The sequence below is a fragment of the uncultured Salinibacterium sp. genome (genome assembly GCF_963974405.1).
GTDB lineage: Bacteria > Actinomycetota > Actinomycetes > Actinomycetales > Microbacteriaceae > Rhodoglobus.
Genome location: NZ_CAXBBH010000002.1, coordinates 224,769 through 245,951 on the forward strand (window position 1 = coordinate 224,769; position 21,183 = coordinate 245,951).

Sequence of the window (21,183 nt, forward strand, 5' to 3'; positions counted from 1 at the left end):
GTTACGCTCCTGTCTCTGCCGCCGGGCGGGCGACAATCAGTACGTCGTTGCCCAGTGGGCGAAGTTCAGTGACGCTGAGGTCTTTTGCCTCAGCCATGGTCATTACCCCGAGCTCGCCGAGCGCCACCTGGGGGCCGCCCAACAGTTTCGGGGCCAGATAGATGAGCAGTTCATCCGCAAGGCCCGCAGCGATGAAGGCGCTCGCGATAGTCGGGCCACCTTCAACGAAGACGCGACGGATGCCCGCCTCAAACAGTTCGTTCAGTGCGGCGTTAAGGTCGCTGCCGTCAATCTGACGCAGTTTCTCGGGGTGCTGGCGCAGTTGTGCAGCCGCCGGAATCTCGCGCCGACCGAGCACCACCGGCTGCGGTTGCCACTCCAGCAGTTCGCCGGCGTCGCCCCGCGCGGTCAGGCTAGGGTCATCGGCGAGCACTGTGCCCGTGCCCACGACGATTGCATCGGCGCGCGCTCGTTGCTCGTGCACGTGCTGGCGGGCGGCGGTGCCGGTGATCCACTGGCTCGTGCCATCGGCGGCGGCAGCGCGACCGTCGAGGCTGGATGCCCACTTCACTGTCACATGCGGACGCTGCAGTCGAGCAGCGGTCAGCCACGAATGCAAAAACTCTTCGGCCTCAGCCTGAGCAACACCGGCGATCACGTCGACGCCACCGGCGCGAAGTCGTTCGCTTCCACCACCAGAGTGCGGGCCCGGGTCGGACACGGCGTACACGACCCTGCTCACGCCAGCATCGAGCAGGGCTTGAGCGCAGGGGCCGGTGCGTCCGTGGTGGTTGCAGGGCTCGAGAGTCACGACGGCGGTGAGGCCCTCAGCATTGCCGCTTCGTTCGGCGGCTCCGAGTTTGGCGAGGGCATCCACTTCGGCGTGGGGAGTGCCGGCGCCATGGTGCCAGCCTTCAGCCACAATCTCGCCGGTGGCATCCACGAGCACGCAACCAACTTGGGGGTTGCCGCCGGTGATGGGGCCGTGGCCCGCCAGTGACAGCGCGTGGCGCATCAGCTTCTCCAGCTGTGCCTGCTGTTCTGGTGTGGTCATCCGGCTCTCGTCTCGTGGGACGCGCTCCGGGAAAATGGGTTCAGAAACCCGCCGTCCCGTTCTGGGAGCCCGCAATTTGGGCACCACAGAGGGTTCGGCTCGTGCTTCCTCTTATCCGGACTGAGAGATCATGCGATCTCATTACCGTCGGTCCCGGAGTTTCACCAGGTCAACCGTTTCGAAGTTTTCGCTTCGGCGCGGGTCGCGGACTATAACCGCCGGTTCGGATTCTCACCGAGCCCCGGAGCACGTTTTGCTTTGCTTAGTCTACTCAACGCGTTTCGCCGCCAACTATTCCCGCCCCAACCTCTCAGTTTGTTACGCGTCTCGGCTGAGCGTGGAGGAGCTCCTCAGTCGAGCAGCGCCGCCAATTCATCAAGCGAGTGGATGACGCTGACGCCGGACGCGCGCGCTTCGTCGAGTTGGTCGGTGGTTGCGCTGCGCTCGCGGTCGAGCCACACTCCGGTGAGTCCGGCGTTCGCGGCTCCCAGCGCATCCGTCGCTAGTCGGTCGCCGATGTAGACGGCATCGGCGGGCTCGACGCCGAAGAGTTCGCAGGTGTGGTGAAAGATGCGCGGGTCGGGTTTGGCGTGCCCGAATTCGCCGCTCGCGACGAGGTGCTCGATTCGGTGGGTGAGGCCGACCGTCTCAACTTTGCGCGTCTGAAAGTCGAGTTCGCCGTTGGTGATGATGCCGAGGCGGGTAGCAGGGGAGCGGGCCTCGAGTGCGTCGAGACAAGCGAGGGTGTCGTCGTGCAGGTGCCACGCTGCGCGATACGCCTCGAAGTAGGTGTCGAACCAGACGCTCGATTCGGCGTCGTTGAGCATCACACCATAGGGCTCGACGAATCCGCGGGCGCGCGCTTGGCGTTGGCCTTCGAAGGTCAGTTCGCCGTTGAGGTAGCGGTGATAGTGGTGTTCTTCGAGCTCCGTCCAGCGCAGGCTTTCACTGGCGTCGTCGGGCCAGATCGCGCTGCCGTCGGCGCTGGGCCCCGCAGCAAAGGCCGCGCCGAGCGTGCGCCGGTGGTTACGAATGCCGAGATCGACGGATGCCCGGTGGGCAAACAGGGTGTCGTCTAGGTCGAAGAGCGCGACGGTGATCGTCATGGTGACGGCGAGGCGGGCGCTAAACCGGCCACGGCTGGCCGGACTCGACCTCATAGCTGGGGTTCTCATCCGGGGCGGTGAGGGTTGCCCACCACGACGGCGGATGCGTGCCGCCGCGGTATTCGCTCGAGGCAGGCTCGATGCCGGTGTAGGTGAACCCGAGGCTCTTCGCGATGGCGGCAGAGGCTTTGTTGCCCACGAGGGCTTCCCAGCGCACTTCGGGGCGGCCGGTGGAGAACACCCAGCGGCAGACCTCAGCGACGGCTTCTTTCATGAAGCCTTTGCCGCGGTGGGGCGCACCCATCCAGTAGCCGATGGTGTCGTTGTAGAGACGAAAGCTGATGACGCCCAACAGTTCTGGCTTGCCGGTTTCACGGATCGCCCACGTGTATTCGTCGTCGTCTTCCCACCACTGAGCCACCAGGTTGTTGATGAAGAACTCGGCGTCTGACTGTGCGTAGGGCCAGGGGATCGTGAGGGTGTGCTCAAAGATGGGATCTTGGCAGTAGGCAGTCATGAGCTCGACATCATCGCCGGTGAGGGCGTCGAGAGTGAGACGTTCGCTGGTGAGGGTGAAGACCTGCATTAGCTCACCCGCGGCAGGAAGCCGATGCGGTCGTAGACGCGGGCCAGTGTGGCTTCGGCCATCTCGTTGGCGCGCTCAGCGTTCTTGCTGAGCACACGGTCGAGCTCGGCAGGGTCATCTAAGAGCTCGAGCGTGCGTGCGCGCACGGGCTCGAATTCAGACACCACAACCTCGGCAACCTCTTTCTTGAGGTCGCCGTAACCTTTGTCTTCGAATTGTGTTTCGAGATCAGCGATGGATGTCCCGCTAAAGGTCGAGTGCAGAGTGAGCAAGTTGGAGACGCCCGGCTTTGCTGCGCTGTCGAAACGAATCTCGCGGTCAGCATCCGTCACGGCCGATTTGATCTTCTTTGCCGTCTTGGAGGGCTCGTCGAGCAACCACAGCACGCCAGAGTCACTCGTGGCTGACTTGCTCATCTTCGACTCCGGGTTCTGCAGGTCGTAAATCTTGGCGGTCTCTTTCTGAATCTGCACTTCGGGCACCACGAGGGTGTCGCCGAAGCGAGAGTTAAACCGAGCGGCCAGGTCACGCGTGAGTTCAATGTGTTGACGCTGGTCTTCGCCAACCGGAACAACAGCGGCGTCGTAGAGAAGGATGTCGGCTGCCTGCAGAATCGGGTAGGTGAAGAGCCCAACCGAGGCGGAATCATTACCCTGCTTGGCTGACTTGTCTTTGAACTGAGTCATGCGAGACGCTTCGCCAAAACCGGTGATGGTGTTGAGCACCCATGCCAGCTGCGCGTGGGCAGGAACTTGCGACTGCACAAAGAGCACCGAGTGCTCGGGGTCGATTCCGCCCGCGATGTACTGAGCGGCGGTGCGACGAGTTTGTTGGCGTAACAGGGCAGGATCTTGCGGAACAGTAATCGCGTGCAGGTCTACAACGCAGAAGACAGCGTCATAGTTTTGCTGCATTTCGCGCCACTGCAGCAGCGCGCCAATGTAGTTACCCGCGTGAAGCGAGTCGGCAGACGGCTGCATGCCTGAAAACAGGCGAGGTGTGGGGCTCATGGGCTAATTCTTTCAGATGGAATAGTCAACAACGACGGGAGCGTGATCGCTCCAGCGCTCATCCCAGGCGCCGGCCTTGTCGATGCGGTAGTCCGCAACGGTGGCCGCAAGCGCGGGGGTGGCGACGTGGTAGTCGATACGCCAACCAGTGTCGGTGTCAAAAGCTTGGCCGCGCTGTGACCACCAGGTGTACGGGCCGTCGACTTCGCCAGTGAACTGGCGGCCGACATCCACCCAGCCGAGTCCGGGCGCGGTCGTGCCATCAACGCACTCGATCGTCTCTCCGGCGGCGCCAAAGAAGCGATCGAAGTAGGCGCGTTCTTCGAGCAAGAAGCCAGCCTTCTTGCGATTGCCGCGCCAATTCTTGATGTCGAGTTCGCGGTGACCAACGTTGAGGTCGCCGACGATGAGAGCGTGGTCGCTGTGGGCGGCAAGCTCGGGCAGACGCACGAGCATGGCCTCTAAGAATTTGTACTTCTCCACCTGCTTCGGGGTATCAACGACTCCCGAGTGAACGTAGGTGCTCACTACGGTGACGGTCTTGCCGTTGACGTCGAAGTCGGCCTCAAGCCAACGGCCAGCGCTATCGAAGTCGTCGGCACCGAGAGCCACGCGATGGGCAAGAGGCGCGGATGCCGCAGAACCCTTGCGTGAGGCCAGAGCGACTCCCGCGCGGCCCTTTGCCGTCGCGGCGTCGTGGAGGATGTTCCAGCCGTCGCCGAGCAGCCCTTCTACGTCGGCGTCGACGGCGCGAACCTCTTGCAACGCGAGAATGTCGATGTCACGGGCATCCAGCCAGTCGCCCATGCCCTTGCGGTAGGCGGCGCGAACACCATTGACGTTGACGGATGCGATGCGAAGACGTGTTGCCATGCTTCAAGACTACCGACGCGCACTGACGACAGCGCACCGGGCGCAGAATCGCGCAAAGAGCGCCAGCACACTACTTCTTCTTAGTGCGCTTCAGCATTCGAGAGAAGGTGCGTTTGAACTTCTTTTCGTCCGCGCGCGCTTGCTCGCGAGCGTTGACCTCCGCAGTTTTAGCCGCTTCCTTAGCCTCTTCGCTGGCCGGAGTCGGGGTAACCGCTCGCGGTGCATTCTCGTCACGTTTTTCGCCACTGACGTCGAGTTCAGCATCGTCAGCAGTGACAGCAATCCACGCAGCACCAATCAGAATGATTTGACAGATCAGGTTGAACCAAATCAGTAGACCGATGATTACCGCGAACGAGGCGAGCAGGGGGTTGCGGGTAGCGCCCTCAAGGAGGAAGCCTCCTCCGAATTTGAGGGCGCCAAGAGCGAGCGCCGCGATAATCGTTCCCTGAGCGAGCATCCGGAATGGAATCTTGATTCCCGAGATCACACGGTAAAAGATTCCGAGAGTTGCCGTATCGAGAATGAGAACAATGACAAGGGCAATGACTTGCGCCCCTGCCCGCGAAGCGAACGAATTTTCGTCGATCGAGAGAAGCCCAAGTACCCAGTTCAGCGCGGCCGAGCTGGCGATTGACGCTGCTGCGGAGGCCACAATGGCCAGTCCGAAGCCGATAGCGAGCCCAGCATCCTTCAATTTCAGAAGAAAAAAATTGGTCTCGGAACTTTCGAGCCCAAACATTGTGCGGATAGCGCTGCGCCCTGAAGCGATCCATCCCAGAGCGGTAAATGCCAAACCTCCAGCGGCTATTACACCGGTGATCCCTAGGATTTGGGTATCTGCAAGGGTCTCTCGAGTGATGGCGCCGTTGCCGCTCCCGTCGCCGATCAGCCCCGGAATGTTCGTCGAGATGAAGTTATAGACGGCATTCAGCAGTATTGGATCGCCCTGCACGATGAAGCCGGCGACAGCGAATCCGACCCAAATGGCCGCGAACACAGCGAAGATCGCTTGGTACGAAAGTCCGAACGAGAGCAGCGGCCCGAGCTTGTCGGAATAGTGCAAAAACACCCGTACGGGGCGCAGTCTGAGCACCCAATCGATAGCTGGCTTCAGTCGTTGCGCAAGCTGCATCCCTTAAGGATAGCTAGGCTGTCTGTGCGTAACGCATAAGAGAGGGTCACACTACATGGAACTTCAGGGTGTTGGAGTTGGACGATCGGTTGCAATGGGGAAGGTCGTGCGTATGCCCGACCCGCTTCCAGAGCCGAAAGACGCACGCCACTCGGGCGATGCCGCAGCAGAGAAAGAAGCCGCAGCGTCAGCGCTGACATTTGTGGCCGCTGATCTGCGTTCGCGTGCCGAGAAGGCGGATGCCGAAGCTAATGAGGTGCTCACAGCTACGGCGCTGATGGCGGAAGACCCGTCGATCCTCGACAGCGTGAATGAACTCATCGATGGCGGCAAAGCTGCCGAGCGTGCTGTCTTCGAGGCCTTCGCTTCATTCCGTGAGATGTTGATCTCTCTGGGCGGCATGATGGCCGAGCGCGCAACAGACCTCAGCGACGTGAGCCAGCGAGTGGTTGCTCGCCTCCGTGGCGTTGACGCCCCCGGCGTTCCGCAGCGCGACGAGCCTTTCGTGCTCGTTGCTGACGATCTCGCGCCAGCCGACACCGCGCTTCTTGAACTCGACAAGGTTCTCGCGCTCGTCACTCGCCAGGGTGGACCCACAAGCCACACGGCAATTCTTGCTCGCTCGAAGGCGATCCCGGCGATCATGGGTGTTGCCGAGGCCCTCGACCTCGCCGACGACACCGAAGTGATCGTGGATGCCGGTGCCGGCACCATCACGACAGACCCCACCGCAGAGCAGCGCGCCGCCGCCGAAGCCCGCATTGCCGAGCTCGCCGCCGCCGCGAACGCCCCCATCACCGACGGAGCTCTCGCCGACGGAACCCTCGTTCCTTTGCTCGCCAACCTGGGTAGCCCCTCTGAGGCGGCACAGGCCGTTGAACTCGGCGCAGAAGGTGTTGGGCTGTTCCGCACAGAACTCATGTTCCTCGATGCGAAGACCGCACCGACGGTTGACGAGCAGACCAAGGAATATACCGAGATGCTGCAGCACTTCTCGGGCAAGAAGGTTGTTGTTCGTGCCCTCGACGCTGGGGCTGATAAGCCGCTGAGCTTCATGGATATGGGTGAAGAAGTGAACCCGGCCCTGGGTCAGCGCGGACTCCGTTCACTTCGCGTGAACGAGCACATTCTGCGCGACCAGCTCACCGCTCTCGTCAACGCTCAAAACGCCACCGATGCCGACCTCTGGGTGATGGCCCCGATGGTGTCGGATGCCGAAGAGACCGAATACTTCGTCTCCCTTGGTCGCGAACTTGGCCTCAACACCGTCGGTGTGATGGCGGAAGTTCCTTCGCTCGCAGTGCTCGCCGATCAGGTCGCCGAACGTAGCGACTTCGTCTCCATCGGTTCTAACGACCTCACCCAGTACACGCTGGCTGCGGACCGGATGCTCGGCACCCTCGCCAAGTTCCAAGACCCGTGGCATCCCGCGGTGTTGCGTCTCGTCAAGATGCTCGGCGAGGCTGGAGCAGCTGCGGGCAAGCCTGTCGGAGTCTGCGGCGAAGCTGCTGCGGACCCTCAGCTTGCAGTTGTGCTCGTCGGTCTGGGCGTCACGAGCCTGTCAATGACCCCTGCGGCGCTCGCCGATGTGCGCGCAGAACTGAAAACAGTGACGATGGAGCAGGCTCAGGCACGCGCCGCAGCCGCGATCAATGCCACCACCGGACCGACTGCCCGCGAAGCTGCCGCTCAGGTGGGCTAAGGCAGCCCTCTGGCTGTGAGCGGATGCTTTCGAGGTACAAATACGGCGGATGACGGATCGCGGCAAATTTAGTAAGCGTCCACCTGATCGGCACAACTGGTCGACTGCTTTCCGTGAGGAAGTGGTTAAGCGCACCGAGTACGCGACCGGAATGTGGCCTGCGAGTAAGCGCTTTCGGTGCCTTCAGCACGAACAAGTGGTCTAGTGGTCGAACCGTTCTGCTGTCCGTCGCGCTCACCGGGAACCGCTAAAACGCGGGACCGTTTGGGACAGAACGATCTGTTGCCCCCAAATGGGGGCACAAATTTCTCAAAAAACTCGCTAGTCTGCGTCATAGAAAACGGGTTCCTTGGTCTCTTGAGTAAGAAGGTTTTCATTTCATAGCCTTCTCCTCGCAGGGACAGAGAGGCCCGGGAATGGATCAGGGGAATGAGCGGGATTGTGGCTTCGAAGCTAACCACTTCGGACGAGCAGCTGCTGGCGCAGGCGCGTACGGGGGTACAAAACGCCTTTGCCGAGCTCTGGAGTCGCCACTACCGCTCGGGCATCTGTGTCGCTCGTCAGTACACGTCGATAGACGCGGACGACCTCGTGTCTGAGGCGTTCGCGCGCATCTATCAGCGCGTGCTGGCGGGCGGCGGGCCACAAGGAGCATTCCGCCCCTACCTCTACACGACCATCCGCAATCTCGCCTCGACCTGGGGTGCAGCGTCCCGAGAAGTGCAAGTGGATGAGATCGCCGACTTTGAAGACCCCAGCACCCTCGATGACCCGATAGCGATCGCACTCGACCACACCCTCACTGCGAGAGCATTTCGGGAACTGCCGGAACGCTGGCAGTCAGTGCTGTGGTACACCGAAGTGGAGGGCATGGACCCTCATGAAGTGGCCCCGCTGCTCGGCATGAGCGCAAACGGCGTCGCAGCGCTGTCGTATCGCGCGCGGGAAGGTCTCCGCAAAGCATGGCTTCAGGCACACATTAACGACGCCACAGCATCCGGCGAATGCCAGTGGGCGATGTCAAAATTTGGCGAGCATGCCCGTAAGAGCCTGAGCGCTCGTGATGCCAAGAAGATCGACGCCCATCTCGCCACGTGCACGCGGTGTGCAATCGTGTGTGAAGAGGTGGATGAAGTTGGCTCGCGCCTCGCACTTGTAATGATCCCGCTGTTGCTGGGCGGAGTCGCTGGCGGCGGCTTCCTGAGTGCCTTCGGACACGGCGGCGCAGCATCGTTGACCGCAGCGGCAGCTCCTGCGATGCCCGCTGCGGTAGTGGCGTCGACCCAGCTTGCCGGAGCGGGAACGGCGGCAACGGTCGCGGTCGGCGGAGCGGGCGCAGGGGCATTGCCTGTCGCAGTTGCCGGCTCCTTAGCTGCGGCACTCGCTCTGGGCGGCACGGTCATTGCGCTTGCCCCTAGTTCCGCAGATTCTCCGCACGCGGAGGGCACTTCATCGAGCCAAGCGACAGACTCCTCCGGCAGCGCTTCCGCGAATGCGTCGCTCGTGGATGATAACTTGGGCGGCGGTCGCGACGACCCCAGCAATTTGACGATTCCCACCGTTCCCGAGTTGGGCGTTGCAACGGAGGCGAGCGGCGATGGCTCTGGCGCTCTCGGCGGCGTCGTCGATGGAGTCGGTGGTGTCGTCAATGGTGTGGGTGACGCCGTCGAGGGGCTCGTGGACGGCATCGTTGGCACCGTTACCGGGGGAGCGCCTCCTGAGGGGCATATCGCGTCGGGTGGCGTCGCAGCCGCCGATATCGATCTCCATCTTGTGGGCACGGCAACGCCGGGAGCCCATCTCTCGCTTCAAGCTGGAGGCCTGGTTTACGCAACAACCACCGTCTCAAGCAATGGAACGTTCGCTCTCAACGTCACTGGCATTCCTGGGGGTCTCTCGTCGCTCGATCTTGTGCAGACAGTTGATCGCGACTATCTCGCAGGAATCGTCGGAGACGGCGGATTGCTTGGCGGGATTGTGGGCACCCTCGACGGTCTTATCAATGACCTCATCAAGCCACTGAGTTTGTCATCGGGCAATACTCAGGGCCTCAACATTCGACTCCTGAACTAAACCCCACTTCTAGGGTAAACAGCTCGTTCTTGCGTCATAGCTGCGCCACTTTTCGGTCTCTTTACGTGGAGCAACTCGAATGCTCACTGAGCAACCCGAATGCTCGTCGTGCGCGGCCGCGTGAATCACAGTTGGCCGCAAACAAGTCGCCCCCGTCACGACCGAAGTCGTGACGGGGGCGATCTCAACTAGTGCTGGAGAGCTGTTACGGCTTTCCCTTAATGATTGCTTGCTTCACTTCAGCGATCGCCTGTGTGACTTGGATGCCTCGGGGGCATGCGTCGGTGCAGTTGAAGGTGGTGCGGCAACGCCACACGCCCTCTTTGTCGTTGAGGATGTCGAGGCGAACCTGCGAACCCTCGTCCCGCGAGTCGAAGATGAAGCGGTGAGCATTCACGATCGCGGCAGGACCAAAGTACTGTCCGTCAGTCCAGAACACCGGGCAGCTCGACGTGCACGCTGCACACAGGATGCACTTGGTGGTGTCGTCGAAGCGCGCGCGCTCAACGGGGCTCTGCTTGCGTTCCTTGCCGCCCTTGGTGGCGCCAGCCATCAGGAACGGGTTGATCTCCTTGTAGGAGTCGAAGAAAGGCTCCATGTCGACGATCAGGTCCTTCTCTAGCGGCAAACCCTTGATGGCTTCCACATAGATCGGCTTGGTGATGTCGAGATCCTTGATCAGGGTCTTGCAGGCCAGGCGGTTGCGGCCGTTGATGCGCATTGCGTCTGAACCACAAATTCCGTGAGCGCACGAGCGACGGAAAGTCAGCGACCCATCCTGTTCCCACTTGATCTTGTGCAGAGCATCGAGCACGCGGTCGGTCGCGTACAGCTCGACATCAAAGTCTTCCCAACGCGGCTCTTCGTCAACATCCGGGTCGAAACGACGGATGATGAGCGTCGCAGTAAAGGTCGGGATGACCTCGGGTGCGGTGGGCTTGGTGTCAGCGACAGCAGTGCTCATTAGTACTTTCTCTCCATCGGCGGGTAGTTGGTGATGACTACCGGCTTCCAGTCGAGACGGATGTGGTCACCCGCCTCCTCTGATTCGGGGTCGCCCGTAAGGTACGCCATCGTGTGAACGAGGAAGTTCTCGTCATCACGGTTGGGGTAGTCCTCACGCATGTGGCCACCGCGGCTTTCCTTGCGCGAACGTGCCGAAAACACGAGGACCTCGGCGAGGTCAAGCAGGAAGCCAAGCTCGACTGCTTCGAGCAGGTCGGTGTTGAACCGCTTGCCCTTGTCGTGCAGTTGGATGTTCTTGTAGCGCGCGCGGAGCTTTTGGATGAGCTGAGTGACCTCTTCAAGGCTCTCGTCTGTGCGGAAGATCTGCGCGTTGCGGTCCATCGAGTCTTGCAACTCTTTACGGATCACGGCGATGCGCTCAGTGCCATCTCCGGAGCGAACCATGTCAAGAATCTTCTGCACTCCGCCAGCGGGATTCTCGGGCAGCGGCACAAACTCCGCCGTCTTGATGTATTCGACGGCCGACTTGCCTGCACGCTTTCCGAAGACGTTGATGTCGAGCAGGGAGTTGGTGCCCAAGCGGTTGGAACCGTGAACGGAGACACACGCACATTCACCAGCGGCGTAGAGGCCCTTGACGACGTCGGTGTTGTTGCGCAGAACTTCAGCCTGAACGTTCGTGGGGATGCCGCCCATGGCGTAGTGCGCGGTAGGCAAGACGGGAACCGGCTCGGTGTACGGTTCCACGCCCAAGTAGGTGCGAGCGAACTCCGTGATGTCGGGCAGCTTCTCGTCAATGACGGCCGGTTCGAGGTGGGTGATGTCGAGGAACAGGTAGTCCTTTTCTGGACCAGCTCCGCGCCCTTCGCGAATCTCGGTCGCCATGGAACGCGCAACGATGTCTCGCGGAGCAAGGTCCTTGAGCGTCGGCGTGTAGCGTTCCATGAAGCGCTCGCCCTCGGCGTTACGGAGGATTGCACCTTCGCCTCGTGCCGCTTCAGAGAGCAAGATACCGAGACCGGCCAAGCCTGTGGGGTGGAACTGGAAGAACTCCATGTCCTCAAGCGGCAAGCCCTTGCGCCAAATGATTCCAACGCCGTCACCCGTGAGCGTGTGAGCATTAGATGTGGTCTTGAAGATCTTGCCGAATCCACCGGTGGCGAAAATGATCGCCTTCGATTGGAAGACGTGCAGCTCGCCGGTCGAGAGTTCGTAGGCAACGACTCCGGAGGGCTCTTCAACACCATTGACCTCGGTCATGACCAGGTCGAGAACGTAGAACTCGTTGAAGAAGTTGATGCCGAGCTTGACGCAGTTTTGGTAGAGCGTCTGAAGGATCATGTGGCCCGTGCGGTCGGCGGCGTAGCAGGCGCGGCGAACCGGCGCCTTGCCGTGCTCACGAGTGTGACCACCGAAACGACGCTGGTCGATCTTGCCGTCTTCGGTGCGGTTGAAGGGCAGGCCCATGTTCTCGAGGTCGATTACGGCGTCGATTGCCTCTTTGGCGAGGATCTCAGCCGCGTCTTGGTCGACGAGGTAGTCGCCGCCCTTGACGGTGTCGTAGGTGTGCCATTCCCAGTTGTCATCCTCAACGTTGGCGAGGGCCGCAGCCATGCCGCCCTGCGCTGCGCCCGTGTGCGAGCGAGTGGGATAGAGCTTGGAGATCACCGCGGTCTTGGCATGTGGGCCGGCTTCAATAGCGGCTCGCATTCCGGCGCCTCCAGCACCCACGATCACGATGTCGAACTGGTGGTAATGGACTCCGTCAATGACGGTTCCGTCGGCGATATCGCCGGTGTTGATCGTAGACAATTAGCGTCCCTCACAGATACTGGCGAGCAGGGCTGGGTCAGCACCGGCTGGGCAGGGGTCGAAGGTGGTGATCACGAGGGTTCCCAGCGTGATCAGGATGATGGTGGAAGCAGCGATTCCGATTAGCAGAACCCTGCGCACCTTGGGGTTGCTTGCGTAGTCGTTCACGAGCGTGCGCATTCCGTTGCCGCCGTGAATGAGGGCGAGCCACAACATGAGGCCGTCCCAGACTTGCCAGAACGGGTCAGACAGCTTTCCGCCAACAAATGCGAAGTCGATTGCCTTGACGCCCTCGCCCAAGTACATGTTGACGAGAAGGTGGCCAAAGATCAGAACGAGCAATACGACGCCAGAGGCGCGCATGTAGATCCATCCCCATTTTTCCCAGTTGATTCCGCCGGTGCGGCGACCACGGGTGGGGGTGCGGGGGGCTTCGATGAGACTCATGCTCAACCTCCGAAGACGTGCATTAGCTGGCGGGGAATGAATCCGGCAAGCAGCACTAGCCAGATTCCAACGACAACCCAGAACAGCGTGCGCTGGTGCTTGGCGCCGAAGGCCCAGAAGTCGATGAGGATAATGCGCAGTCCATTGACCGCGTGGAACCCGATCGCTGCGACGAGGCCGATCTCAGCAAGACCCATGAGCGGTGTCTTGTAGGACTCGATGACGATGTTGTACGCCTCGGGGCTCACGCGAACGAGGGCAGTGTCCAAGATGTGCACGAGGAGGAAGAAGTAGATGGCGACACCCGTAATGCGGTGCAACACCCACGACCACATGCCCTCTTTACCCCGGTACAGGGTGCCAGCAGGTCTCTTGGGTGAGCGAATCTTGGGCGGCGACTGCGGCTCCGCCACTAGGTTGCTCGCCGACTTCTCTGGCACGAGGACCCTCCTTGCGGTATTGGGTCGCGTCCACCGCGACCGATGAGTGTCCGCACAGCGGACCTACCCATTCTATTCCCGTGTGGAGACGCCCGCTTCCCAGCCGACCCTAAATAGCAAGAAATCGCGAAGGTTTTCGTGAATATTGCCGAACTTAAAGACACGAATGAGCACCCGGAGTGAATTTCACCGGCTGACGAACGAGAACCCGAGAATCTTCTACAGCGCGAGAGGTGCAGGAACCCCCGCAATGGTCGCCTCGTAGTGCTTGACCAACTCGGCGCAAACGCCACTCCACGATTTGCTCAGCACGGTGCGGCGCCCGGCTTCACCCATGCGTGCTCGCAGCGCGGGATCGAGGGCAAGCGCTTCTACATAGGCGCGCAGCTGACTCTCGTTGTCGGCTTCACAAAGAAAACCATTCGTACCGTGATCAATTAAATCGATTGGCCCGCCTGCGCGGGGAGCTACGACGGGTAACCCTGCCGCGTGCGCTTCTTGAAGAGTCTGCCCAAAAGTCTCCTCGGTGCCCGTGTGCACAAACACATCGAAAGCGGCATAGGCGGTTGCCAGCTCTTCACCCCCAAGTTTGCCTAACCACGTGACGGGGATGCCGGCGAGTTCCTTCTTGACAAGAGGCACGGATGATCCGTCGCCCACGATTGCGACGCGGACCCCGTCAAGGCCGCGAAGTGCCCGCAGGCGCTCCACTTGTTTTTCCGGAGCGATCCGTCCGACATAGCCGACCACCACTTCGCCGTTGGGAGAAAGACGCTTCCGAAGCCGGGCCGTTGAGGGGGAGAGCTTCTTGGCGGGGTGATACATCGCGAGATCGACGCCGCGCCCCCAACGTTCCAACTTCGTGAGTCCGATAGCGCGCAAATCTGCCATGGCTGTGCTGGAGGGCGCGAGAGTCAACTGCGCACCATCATGAATCCAGCGCACAATGCGCCACGCCAGTTTTGTTGCCTGGCCGAGTCGATGGCGACGGGCGTAACCCGCGACATCCGTCTGAAAAATCGCGACCGTGGGGATGCCGAGACGATTCGCTGAGGAGATTGCTTGGGCGCCGAGCAAGAACGGAGCTGCTGCATGAACGACATCGGGCCGGAAATCCGCGATCAGCCGGTGTACTTGCGGATTGGGGAGACCGACAGGAAATTGACGATAGGCCAAGGCAGGGACCGCGTGAACTGCGAAACCCGCGTACGTTTTCGGGGCCCCGGCAGACGGGCAAATGACGATTGCTTCGTGCCCCTCGGCGCTCAAAAAATCAAGAACCTTGAGCACGCTGTTCGTCACTCCGTTGACGGTGGGAAGAAAGCTCTCGCTCACAACGACGATTCGCACAATCAGCACCTCAATCGATCTCGTGTTGCTCAGGCTACGAGGCGTGGATAACCGGCGAGTTAACGGGTGCTGAAGTCTAAGGTGGATGCATGAGCCAACATGAGGGATCGTTCGACAACTTCTACAGCGTGATCCCCGCCGGCGGCATCGGATCACGGCTCTGGCCGCTTTCACGCGCAGACGCCCCGAAGTTTCTGCACGACCTCACCGGGTCGGGTCAAACCCTGCTGCGAGACACGTGGGATCGCCTCGCTCCACTCTCAGGCCCCGACCGCATCATGGTTGTCACGGGGCGAGCGCATCGCGCTGCCGTCGAAAAACAACTTCCCGAGCTCAGCGACCCCAACGTCGTCCTCGAGAGTGAGCCCAAAGACTCCTCAGCAGCCATCGGGCTCGCAGCGGCGATTCTGCTCAAGCGCGACCCCGACGTCATCATTGGGTCGTTTGCCGCTGACCACGTGATTCGTGACATCCGCGGCTTTCGACGCAGCGTTCGTGAGTCAATCGCAGTTGCCAACGCTGGCTTTATCGCGGCGATTGGAATTACCCCCACCGAACCAGCGATTGGGTTCGGGTATATCCACTGTGGTGCCGCTCTCAATATCGAGGGCGCTCCGAGTGCCATTGGGGCAAAGTCGTTCGTCGAGAAGCCCAACTTTGAGACGGCGCAATCGTATGTGGCGAGCGGTGACTACCTGTGGAATGGTGGCATGTTCATTTCTCGAGCCGATGTGCTGCTTGAGCAATTGGGCAAGGCCGAACCAGACTTGCTCGACGGGCTGACCCAGCTTGCTGAAGCATGGGACACCCCGCAGCGGGGCGCTGTTGTCGATGCTGTCTGGCCCCACCTGGCCAAGATTGCTATCGACTACACCGTCGCAGAACCGGCGGCCGCTGAGGGCAAACTCGTCGTCGTGCCTGGCGACTTCGATTGGGACGATGTCGGAGACTTCGCTTCCATCGCCAAACTGCACTCGGGAGGTCGCAAATCTGACCTCGCGATCCTTGGCGAAAATGCTCGTGTCTTGGCCGATAAATCAACGGGAGTCGTCATTAGCCAGACTGACCGGCTTATTTCCCTTATTGGGGTAAACGACATCGTCGTGGTCGATACTCCAGACGCTTTGCTGGTTACGACAACTGCAAACGCTCAGCGCGTCAAATCTGTAGTGGATGCTCTAAAAATCTCGGGTCGGAGCGATGTGTTGTGACGTCACGATTTCGTGATTGTAACCATTCGGCTTCAGCGCTCATATTCGCACAATCGTTTACTTGATTCTTAGGTACCGTAGGTGAATCATGTTTCGACAAATTCTGTCGAACAGCATCTTGGAGGACACCTTGAGAATCAGCACTCACGGCCGCGCACTCAGCGGCATGGCGCTCGTTGCGACTAGCGCACTCGTACTTGCCGGTTGCGCAGCTGCACCCGAAGAGACCGACGCGGGATCGGGCGAAGCGCTTGATTTCCTTCCCTGCATGGTTTCTGACTCGGGCGGATTCGACGACAAGTCGTTCAACCAGCTCGGCTACGAAGGCATCGAGGCCGCAGCAAACGAGCTCGGCGTCGAGTTCCGCACTGTTGAATCGACCAGCGACGCAGACTACGCGCCCAACATCGAGAGCCTCATTGCCGAGGGTTGCGACTTGATCGTTACTGTTGGATTTAACCTCTCCGCAGCAACCGTTGAGTTTGCTCTTGCAAACCCTGACATCAACTTTGCAATTGTTGACGACGCAGCTGACAACGACTTCGACGGCACGACTGACGCAGAGAACATCAAGCCGATCCTCTTCGACACTGCTGGTGCAGCATTCCTCGCCGGATACGCCGCAGCAAGCTACTCGGAGTCAGGCGTTATCGGTACCTACGGTGGAATGAACTTCCCCACCGTTTCCATCTTCATGGACGGTGCTGCTCAGGGCGTCGAGTACTACAACTCCGAAAAGGGAGAGAACGTTACAGTTCGTGGTTGGGACACCGCAGCTCAGGACGGTACCTTCATCGGTAGCTTCGCGCCTGGAACTGACTCGCGCGCAGCAGCTCAGAACCTGATCGACCAGGGTGCAGACGTTCTGCTCCCCGTTGGTGGACCCATCTTCCAGAGCGCGGTTGAGGCAATTCGCGACTCCGGTAAGGACATCGCCATGATCGGCGTCGACGCCGACCTCACCGAGACTGAGACCGCAGCTGCGGACCTCTTCCTCACGTCTATCCTCAAGCAGATCAGTGTTGCAGTTGAAGAAGTTGTGACCGAGGCTTCCACCGGAACGCTCGACACCACGCCTTACGTGGGAACCCTCGAAAACGGCGGAGTTGGCATCGCGCCGTTCCACGACTTCGAGTCGAAGGTTGACGGCGGCCTCGAGGCTGAACTCGTCACCGTCAAGGACGGCATCATCTCCGGCGACATCGCCGTGAAGTCGTACCTCAACTAGTTAGATACCACTGAGGGGGCTGGCTCGAGAGGGTCAGCCCCCTTCGTCTTGAATTAGTCTTCTGAGGCTATTCTTGTGAACCCCACGATGGCGAGGACGCCATCACAGCAATGAGGAGAGATTGTGAAGCTTGAGCTGCGAGGTATAACCAAGCGCTTTGGTGACCTAATCGCGAATGATCATATTGATCTCACGATCGAAGAGGGCGAAATTCATTGCCTCCTTGGTGAGAATGGCGCGGGCAAGTCAACGTTGATGAATGTGCTCTACGGCCTGTATCAGGCTGAAGAGGGCGAGATCCTCATCGATGACGAAGTGCGCCACTTCGCTGGCCCCGGAGACGCTATGCGCTCCGGAATTGGCATGGTCCATCAGCACTTCATGCTGATTCCCGTCTTCACCGTCGCTGAGAACGTGGCGCTGGGCCACGAGCAGGTGTACGGTCCTGGTCTCCTCAACTTGGATGCCGCCCGCACCCTCGTGCGTGACATTTCCGCGCGATTCGGCTTCGACATCGACCCCGATGCTCTTGTCGAAGACCTCCCCGTCGGAGTGCAGCAGCGAGTAGAGATCGTCAAGGCACTCTCTCGAGAAGCGAAGGTGCTCGTGTTCGACGAGCCCACCGCTGTGCTCACCCCTCAAGAAACTGATGAGTTCATGGCCATCATGCGTCAGCTCAAGGGCGAGGGAACATCTATTGTCTTCATCACGCACAAGTTGCGTGAGGTTCGCGAAGTCGCGGACCGCATCACTGTAATCCGCCTAGGAAAGGTCGTCGCTGAAGCCGACCCCACTGCAGGCAAAGAAGAACTCGCATCGCTCATGGTTGGCCGTGCGGTTGACTTGACAATCGACAAAGCGCCGGCGCAACTGACTGACAACACGCTTGTTATCGAGAACCTCACGATTGCCGATGAACTCGGCCACCGTGCCGTGCAAGACCTCAGCGTCACGATTCGTGGTGGTGAGATTCTCGCGATCGCAGGCGTGCAGGGCAACGGGCAGACGGAGCTGGCAGAAGCACTGCTCGGACTGCGGGAGCGCGCGTCGGGATCAATTTCACTCAACGGTACCGAACTGCTCGGGCTCAATGCTCGTCAGATTCTCGACAACGGCGTCGGCTACGTACCAGAAGACCGCACGGTTGATGGTCTTGTTGGTGGCTTTAGCGTCGCTGAAAACCTGATGCTCGACCGCAGCGACGGAGAACCGTTCGTGAAGCTCGGTACGCTGCAGACTGATGCGCTCAATGAGTTCGCGACCGAGAAGCTCAAGTCTTATGACATTCGTTCGCAGAGCATCCATGAGCACGTCTCGAAGCTCTCGGGTGGTAACCAGCAGAAAGTTGTGCTGGCACGCGAAATGAGCCGCGAACTGTCGTTGCTTGTCGTCTCGCAGCCGACCCGTGGGCTCGACGTCGGTTCGATCGAGTTCGTGCACGAGCAAATTGTTGGTGTGCGCGATCGTGGAGTACCCGTCATTGTCGTCTCCACTGAGCTCGACGAAGTCGTATCCTTGGCCGACCGCATCGCGGTCATGTACAAGGGGCAAATTGTTGGAATTGTGCCTGCGGATACCCCCCGCGAAAAACTCGGCCTCATGATGGCTGGCGAACGCATTACGGAGGAGGCAGCATGAGCGAGCCAACGCCCCAAAAACCTGAAGAGCAGAAACCGGAGGATGTCGTCACTGTGAACGACGCCGAGAGCTCTCAAACTAATCCAGACAGCGCGCGTTGGACGAATGCATTCCGAGAAATTACCTCGGGTAACGCCCTGCTTTCCGTTCTTGCAGTCGTGCTCGCCATCCTGATCGGTGGCGTTCTCATTGCCTTCACTGATCCGGGAGTTCAAGAAGCGGCTGGATACTTCTTCGCGCGTCCAGGCGACCTTTTTGCCGCCATTGGCAGCGCTGTCGGTGGTGCCTATCTTGCGCTCTTCCAGGGTTCGATTTACGACTTCCGTCGTGATGACTTCCTTTCCGGGATCAAGCCGCTGACCCAGACGCTCGTCTTTGCAACGCCGCTGATCGCAGCAGGTCTTGGAGTCGCTATCGCGTTCCGTGTTGGACTGTTCAACATCGGTGGCCGTGGTCAGATCATCGTGGGTGCCGCTTTCGCTGGTTATGCCAGTTTTGCGTGGGACTTGCCCATCGTCATCCACGTTGTGGTTGCCGTGATCATGGGAATCATCGGTGGTGCTCTCTGGGGCGCTATCGCGGGTCTTTTGAAGGCTCGCACAGGTGCCCACGAAGTGATCGTGACGATCATGCTCAACTACGTTGCTTACTACCTGATCAGCTTCCTGCTGCGCACGGATCTGCTCAAGAACCCTGGCTCCAACAACCCGAAGACTCCGCCAGCGGCCGACACAGCAGTATTGCCGCCGATTTTTGGCGACGGCTTCAAGCTCCACTGGGGATTCGTTGTCGTCGTGGCTGCGACCGTCTTGGCTTGGTGGCTCATTGACCGCTCGAGCCTCGGTTTCAAATTCCGCGCTGTCGGGCTCAACCCGCACGCAGCTCGCGTCGCTGGTATCAAAGTTGAACGTCTCTACGTTTACGTCATGTTGATCGCCGGCGGTTATGCGGGTCTCGCTGCGAGCACTGAGGTGCTCGGAACAACAACCAGCGGTTTCACTTCTGGGGTGGATGCCGGCATCGGATTCGACGCCATCACCGTCGCACTCTTGGGCCGCTCTACACCGTGGGGCACTTTCGCCGCCGGAATTCTCTTCGGTGCCTTCAAAGCTGGTGGGTTCACGATGCAGGCTTCGCAAAGCATCCCGATTGACATTGTTCTCGTTGTTCAGTCACTCATCGTTCTGTTTATCGCAGCTCCGCCGCTCGTGCGCGCTGTGTTCCGATTGCCGCAGCCCGGCGCTCGCGCAAAGAAGGTGCTCAGCTAATGACTTTCACAAAAAACACTGAAAAAAGTGCCGTCTCGGCATCGACGATCGATCGTCGTAGTTGGAAGCTGCCCATCGCTTTCGCTTTTGTTTCGCTGATTTCTGGCGTGCTCTTCATCGGTTTCGCTGAGGATGCCCCGACCGGGTTCGACCTCTCGACCGGTAGCGATCTCATCCAATTGCCTGTGGTGCATTTGCCGGCGCTTGCGACGGGTGTCATCGTTACGATTCTGACGGCACTAATTGCGGTTGGATCCGCGTTCATGATCTCTCAGAACCGCGCTGTTCCCCGGTGGATCCCCATCGCCGGTGCGGTCTTCGCGCTCACAGGCTTCCTCACCTGGGCTGCTGCTGACGAAACACTCCGTGTTCCCGAGCTGTTCGCGGGCTCGCTCGTGCTCGCGGTTCCTCTCGTGTTCGGTGCTCTCGGTGGCGTCATCTCTGAGCGTGTCGGTGTGGTCAACATTGCGATCGAAGCCCAGCTCTTGGCTGGTGCCTTCGTCTCCGCTGTCGTGGGAACCATTACAGGCTCGCCGTTCGCTGGACTCTTTGCTGCGGCTATTGCTGGCATGCTCGTCTCATTCCTCCTTTCGGTATTCGCGATCAAGTACCTCGTCAACCAGATCATCGTGGGTGTTGTCATCAACGTTCTGGTTTCGGGACTCACCGGCTTCCTGTACTCACAGTGGCTCACCGAAAGCCCCGAGCAGTTGAATAATCCGGAAGGGTTCTCAACGCTGCCGATCCCGATTTTGAGCGGCATCCCGATCATCGGGCCGGTCTTTTTCGAACAGACGCTCATCGTGTACTTGCTGTACATCATCGTTGCGGCTGTCGCGTTCGCGATGTACCGCACCCGCTGGGGCCTTCGCCTGCGTGCAGTAGGCGAGCACCCCAAGGCGGCAGACACGGTGGGAATCAACGTGACGCGCACGCGATTCTGGAACGTTGCTCTTGCCGGAGCGATCGCGGGTCTCGGTGGTGCGTTTATCACGCTGAGCCAGACGGGACAGTTCGGCAAAGATGTCACGGCAGGCGCAGGCTTTATCGCCCTCGCCGCGGTGATCTTCGGTCGCTGGGATCCCATCAAGGCAACACTTGCTGCGCTGCTGTTCGGGTTCGCCAGCAACTTGCAGAACGCCTTGAGCGTCGTCGGATCATCGGTGCCGAGCGAGTTCATGCTCATGCTGCCCTACGTCGTGACGATCATTGCCGTTGCTGGTTTGGTCGGAAAATCTCGGCCGCCAGCAGCATCCGGAACACCATATATAAAGGGGTAGCGCT

At 60.1% G+C, this 21,183-nt stretch carries 18 protein-coding genes and 1 riboswitch; of the genes, 7 read left to right on the top strand and 11 right to left on the bottom strand.

Going from position 1 to position 21,183, the window contains the following annotated elements:
• Position 1 precedes the first annotated feature (1 nt).
• The 6 genes from ribD to AACZ26_RS09525 all read right to left on the bottom strand — a co-directional run bounded on the left by ribD (position 2) and on the right by AACZ26_RS09525 (position 5,764).
• Positions 2-1,054 (bottom strand): bifunctional diaminohydroxyphosphoribosylaminopyrimidine deaminase/5-amino-6-(5-phosphoribosylamino)uracil reductase RibD, encoded by a 1,053-nt coding sequence (ribD, locus tag AACZ26_RS09500; protein WP_339621050.1) that lies wholly within the window; start codon positions 1,052-1,054, stop codon positions 2-4.
• A gap of 98 nt (positions 1,055-1,152) precedes the next feature.
• Positions 1,153-1,307: riboswitch (FMN riboswitch) on the bottom strand.
• 97 nt (positions 1,308-1,404) lie between these two features.
• Entirely contained in the window at positions 1,405-2,214 is an 810-nt protein-coding gene (locus AACZ26_RS09505) for an HAD family hydrolase (protein ID WP_339621052.1), read from the bottom strand.
• Positions 2,180-2,746 carry a GNAT family N-acetyltransferase gene (locus AACZ26_RS09510; protein ID WP_339621054.1) on the bottom strand — a complete coding sequence of 189 codons (567 nt, stop codon included), beginning with the start codon at positions 2,744-2,746 and terminating at the stop codon, positions 2,180-2,182. The genes AACZ26_RS09505 and AACZ26_RS09510 overlap by 35 nt, the downstream gene beginning before the upstream one ends.
• The gene (gene trpS, locus AACZ26_RS09515; RefSeq protein WP_339621056.1) at positions 2,746-3,756 is read right to left on the bottom strand and encodes a tryptophan--tRNA ligase; all 1,011 of its coding nucleotides are present in this window, start codon (positions 3,754-3,756) and stop codon (positions 2,746-2,748) included. Before trpS ends, AACZ26_RS09510 begins: the two co-directional genes overlap by 1 nt.
• 12 nt (positions 3,757-3,768) lie before the next feature.
• Positions 3,769-4,629, bottom strand: a complete 861-nt coding sequence (locus AACZ26_RS09520) for an exodeoxyribonuclease III (protein ID WP_339621060.1) — start codon at positions 4,627-4,629, stop codon at positions 3,769-3,771.
• A gap of 70 nt (positions 4,630-4,699) precedes the next feature.
• Positions 4,700-5,764, bottom strand: a complete 1,065-nt coding sequence (locus AACZ26_RS09525) for a YihY/virulence factor BrkB family protein (RefSeq protein ID WP_339621062.1) — start codon at positions 5,762-5,764, stop codon at positions 4,700-4,702.
• 55 nt (positions 5,765-5,819) lie between these two features.
• Between AACZ26_RS09525 and ptsP the strand changes: the two genes are divergently transcribed.
• Both ptsP and AACZ26_RS09535 read left to right on the top strand, forming a co-directional pair.
• Positions 5,820-7,466, top strand: a complete 1,647-nt coding sequence (gene ptsP, locus AACZ26_RS09530; RefSeq protein WP_339621064.1) for a phosphoenolpyruvate--protein phosphotransferase — start codon at positions 5,820-5,822, stop codon at positions 7,464-7,466.
• A 441-nt stretch (positions 7,467-7,907) separates the two neighbouring features.
• The gene (locus tag AACZ26_RS09535) at positions 7,908-9,539 is read left to right on the top strand and encodes a sigma-70 family RNA polymerase sigma factor (protein ID WP_339621067.1); all 1,632 of its coding nucleotides are present in this window, start codon (positions 7,908-7,910) and stop codon (positions 9,537-9,539) included.
• A 205-nt stretch (positions 9,540-9,744) separates the two neighbouring features.
• Here AACZ26_RS09535 and AACZ26_RS09540 read toward each other — a convergent pair whose 3' ends face one another.
• From AACZ26_RS09540 to AACZ26_RS09560, 5 genes are all read right to left on the bottom strand, one after another.
• Positions 9,745-10,503 (bottom strand): succinate dehydrogenase iron-sulfur subunit, encoded by a 759-nt coding sequence (locus tag AACZ26_RS09540; RefSeq protein WP_339621069.1) that lies wholly within the window; start codon positions 10,501-10,503, stop codon positions 9,745-9,747.
• Positions 10,503-12,317: a succinate dehydrogenase flavoprotein subunit gene (gene sdhA / locus AACZ26_RS09545; RefSeq protein ID WP_339621071.1), complete on the bottom strand. Its 1,815-nt coding sequence runs from the start codon at positions 12,315-12,317 to the stop codon at positions 10,503-10,505. Before sdhA ends, AACZ26_RS09540 begins: the two co-directional genes overlap by 1 nt.
• Positions 12,318-12,764, bottom strand: coding sequence for a succinate dehydrogenase hydrophobic membrane anchor subunit (locus AACZ26_RS09550; protein ID WP_339621073.1), 447 nt, complete (start codon positions 12,762-12,764; stop codon positions 12,318-12,320).
• Positions 12,765-12,766: 2 nt separating this feature from the next.
• Positions 12,767-13,150, bottom strand: a complete 384-nt coding sequence (gene sdhC / locus AACZ26_RS09555; RefSeq protein ID WP_339621621.1) for a succinate dehydrogenase, cytochrome b556 subunit — start codon at positions 13,148-13,150, stop codon at positions 12,767-12,769.
• Between the two features lie 273 nt (positions 13,151-13,423).
• Positions 13,424-14,554 (bottom strand): glycosyltransferase family 1 protein, encoded by a 1,131-nt coding sequence (locus AACZ26_RS09560; protein ID WP_339621075.1) that lies wholly within the window; start codon positions 14,552-14,554, stop codon positions 13,424-13,426.
• An 89-nt stretch (positions 14,555-14,643) separates the two neighbouring features.
• Between AACZ26_RS09560 and AACZ26_RS09565 the strand changes: the two genes are divergently transcribed.
• The 5 genes from AACZ26_RS09565 to AACZ26_RS09585 all read left to right on the top strand — a co-directional run bounded on the left by AACZ26_RS09565 (position 14,644) and on the right by AACZ26_RS09585 (position 21,179).
• A complete protein-coding gene (locus AACZ26_RS09565) occupies positions 14,644-15,765 on the top strand; it encodes a mannose-1-phosphate guanylyltransferase (RefSeq protein ID WP_339621078.1) in 1,122 nt (373 codons plus the stop codon).
• 88 nt (positions 15,766-15,853) lie between these two features.
• Positions 15,854-16,993 carry a BMP family ABC transporter substrate-binding protein gene (locus AACZ26_RS09570; RefSeq protein ID WP_339621080.1) on the top strand — a complete coding sequence of 380 codons (1,140 nt, stop codon included), beginning with the start codon at positions 15,854-15,856 and terminating at the stop codon, positions 16,991-16,993.
• A 123-nt stretch (positions 16,994-17,116) separates the two neighbouring features.
• Positions 17,117-18,631: an ABC transporter ATP-binding protein gene (locus AACZ26_RS09575; protein ID WP_339621082.1), complete on the top strand. Its 1,515-nt coding sequence runs from the start codon at positions 17,117-17,119 to the stop codon at positions 18,629-18,631.
• Positions 18,628-19,899, top strand: a complete 1,272-nt coding sequence (locus AACZ26_RS09580; protein ID WP_339621085.1) for an ABC transporter permease — start codon at positions 18,628-18,630, stop codon at positions 19,897-19,899. Before AACZ26_RS09575 ends, AACZ26_RS09580 begins: the two co-directional genes overlap by 4 nt.
• The gene (locus AACZ26_RS09585; RefSeq protein WP_339621087.1) at positions 19,899-21,179 is read left to right on the top strand and encodes an ABC transporter permease; all 1,281 of its coding nucleotides are present in this window, start codon (positions 19,899-19,901) and stop codon (positions 21,177-21,179) included. Before AACZ26_RS09580 ends, AACZ26_RS09585 begins: the two co-directional genes overlap by 1 nt.
• Positions 21,180-21,183 lie beyond the last annotated feature (4 nt).

Excerpts from the sequence above, each read along its gene's own strand:
- AACZ26_RS09580 (WP_339621085.1), top strand. The coding sequence starts at position 18,628 with ATGAGCGAGCCAACGCCCCAAAAACCTGAAGAGCAGAAACCGGAGGAT.
- AACZ26_RS09505 (WP_339621052.1), bottom strand. The coding sequence starts at position 2,214 with ATGAGGTCGAGTCCGGCCAGCCGTGGCCGGTTTAGCGCCCGCCTCGCC.
- AACZ26_RS09540 (WP_339621069.1), bottom strand. The coding sequence starts at position 10,503 with ATGAGCACTGCTGTCGCTGACACCAAGCCCACCGCACCCGAGGTCATC.
- AACZ26_RS09520 (WP_339621060.1), bottom strand. The coding sequence starts at position 4,629 with ATGGCAACACGTCTTCGCATCGCATCCGTCAACGTCAATGGTGTTCGC.
- AACZ26_RS09565 (WP_339621078.1), top strand. The coding sequence starts at position 14,644 with ATGAGCCAACATGAGGGATCGTTCGACAACTTCTACAGCGTGATCCCC.
- AACZ26_RS09525 (WP_339621062.1), bottom strand. The coding sequence starts at position 5,764 with ATGCAGCTTGCGCAACGACTGAAGCCAGCTATCGATTGGGTGCTCAGA.
- AACZ26_RS09570 (WP_339621080.1), top strand. The coding sequence starts at position 15,854 with ATGTTTCGACAAATTCTGTCGAACAGCATCTTGGAGGACACCTTGAGA.
- AACZ26_RS09510 (WP_339621054.1), bottom strand. The coding sequence starts at position 2,746 with ATGCAGGTCTTCACCCTCACCAGCGAACGTCTCACTCTCGACGCCCTC.
- ptsP (WP_339621064.1), top strand. The coding sequence starts at position 5,820 with ATGGAACTTCAGGGTGTTGGAGTTGGACGATCGGTTGCAATGGGGAAG.
- AACZ26_RS09550 (WP_339621073.1), bottom strand. The coding sequence starts at position 12,764 with ATGAGTCTCATCGAAGCCCCCCGCACCCCCACCCGTGGTCGCCGCACC.
- ribD (WP_339621050.1), bottom strand. The coding sequence starts at position 1,054 with ATGACCACACCAGAACAGCAGGCACAGCTGGAGAAGCTGATGCGCCAC.
- trpS (WP_339621056.1), bottom strand. The coding sequence starts at position 3,756 with ATGAGCCCCACACCTCGCCTGTTTTCAGGCATGCAGCCGTCTGCCGAC.
- AACZ26_RS09585 (WP_339621087.1), top strand. The coding sequence starts at position 19,899 with ATGACTTTCACAAAAAACACTGAAAAAAGTGCCGTCTCGGCATCGACG.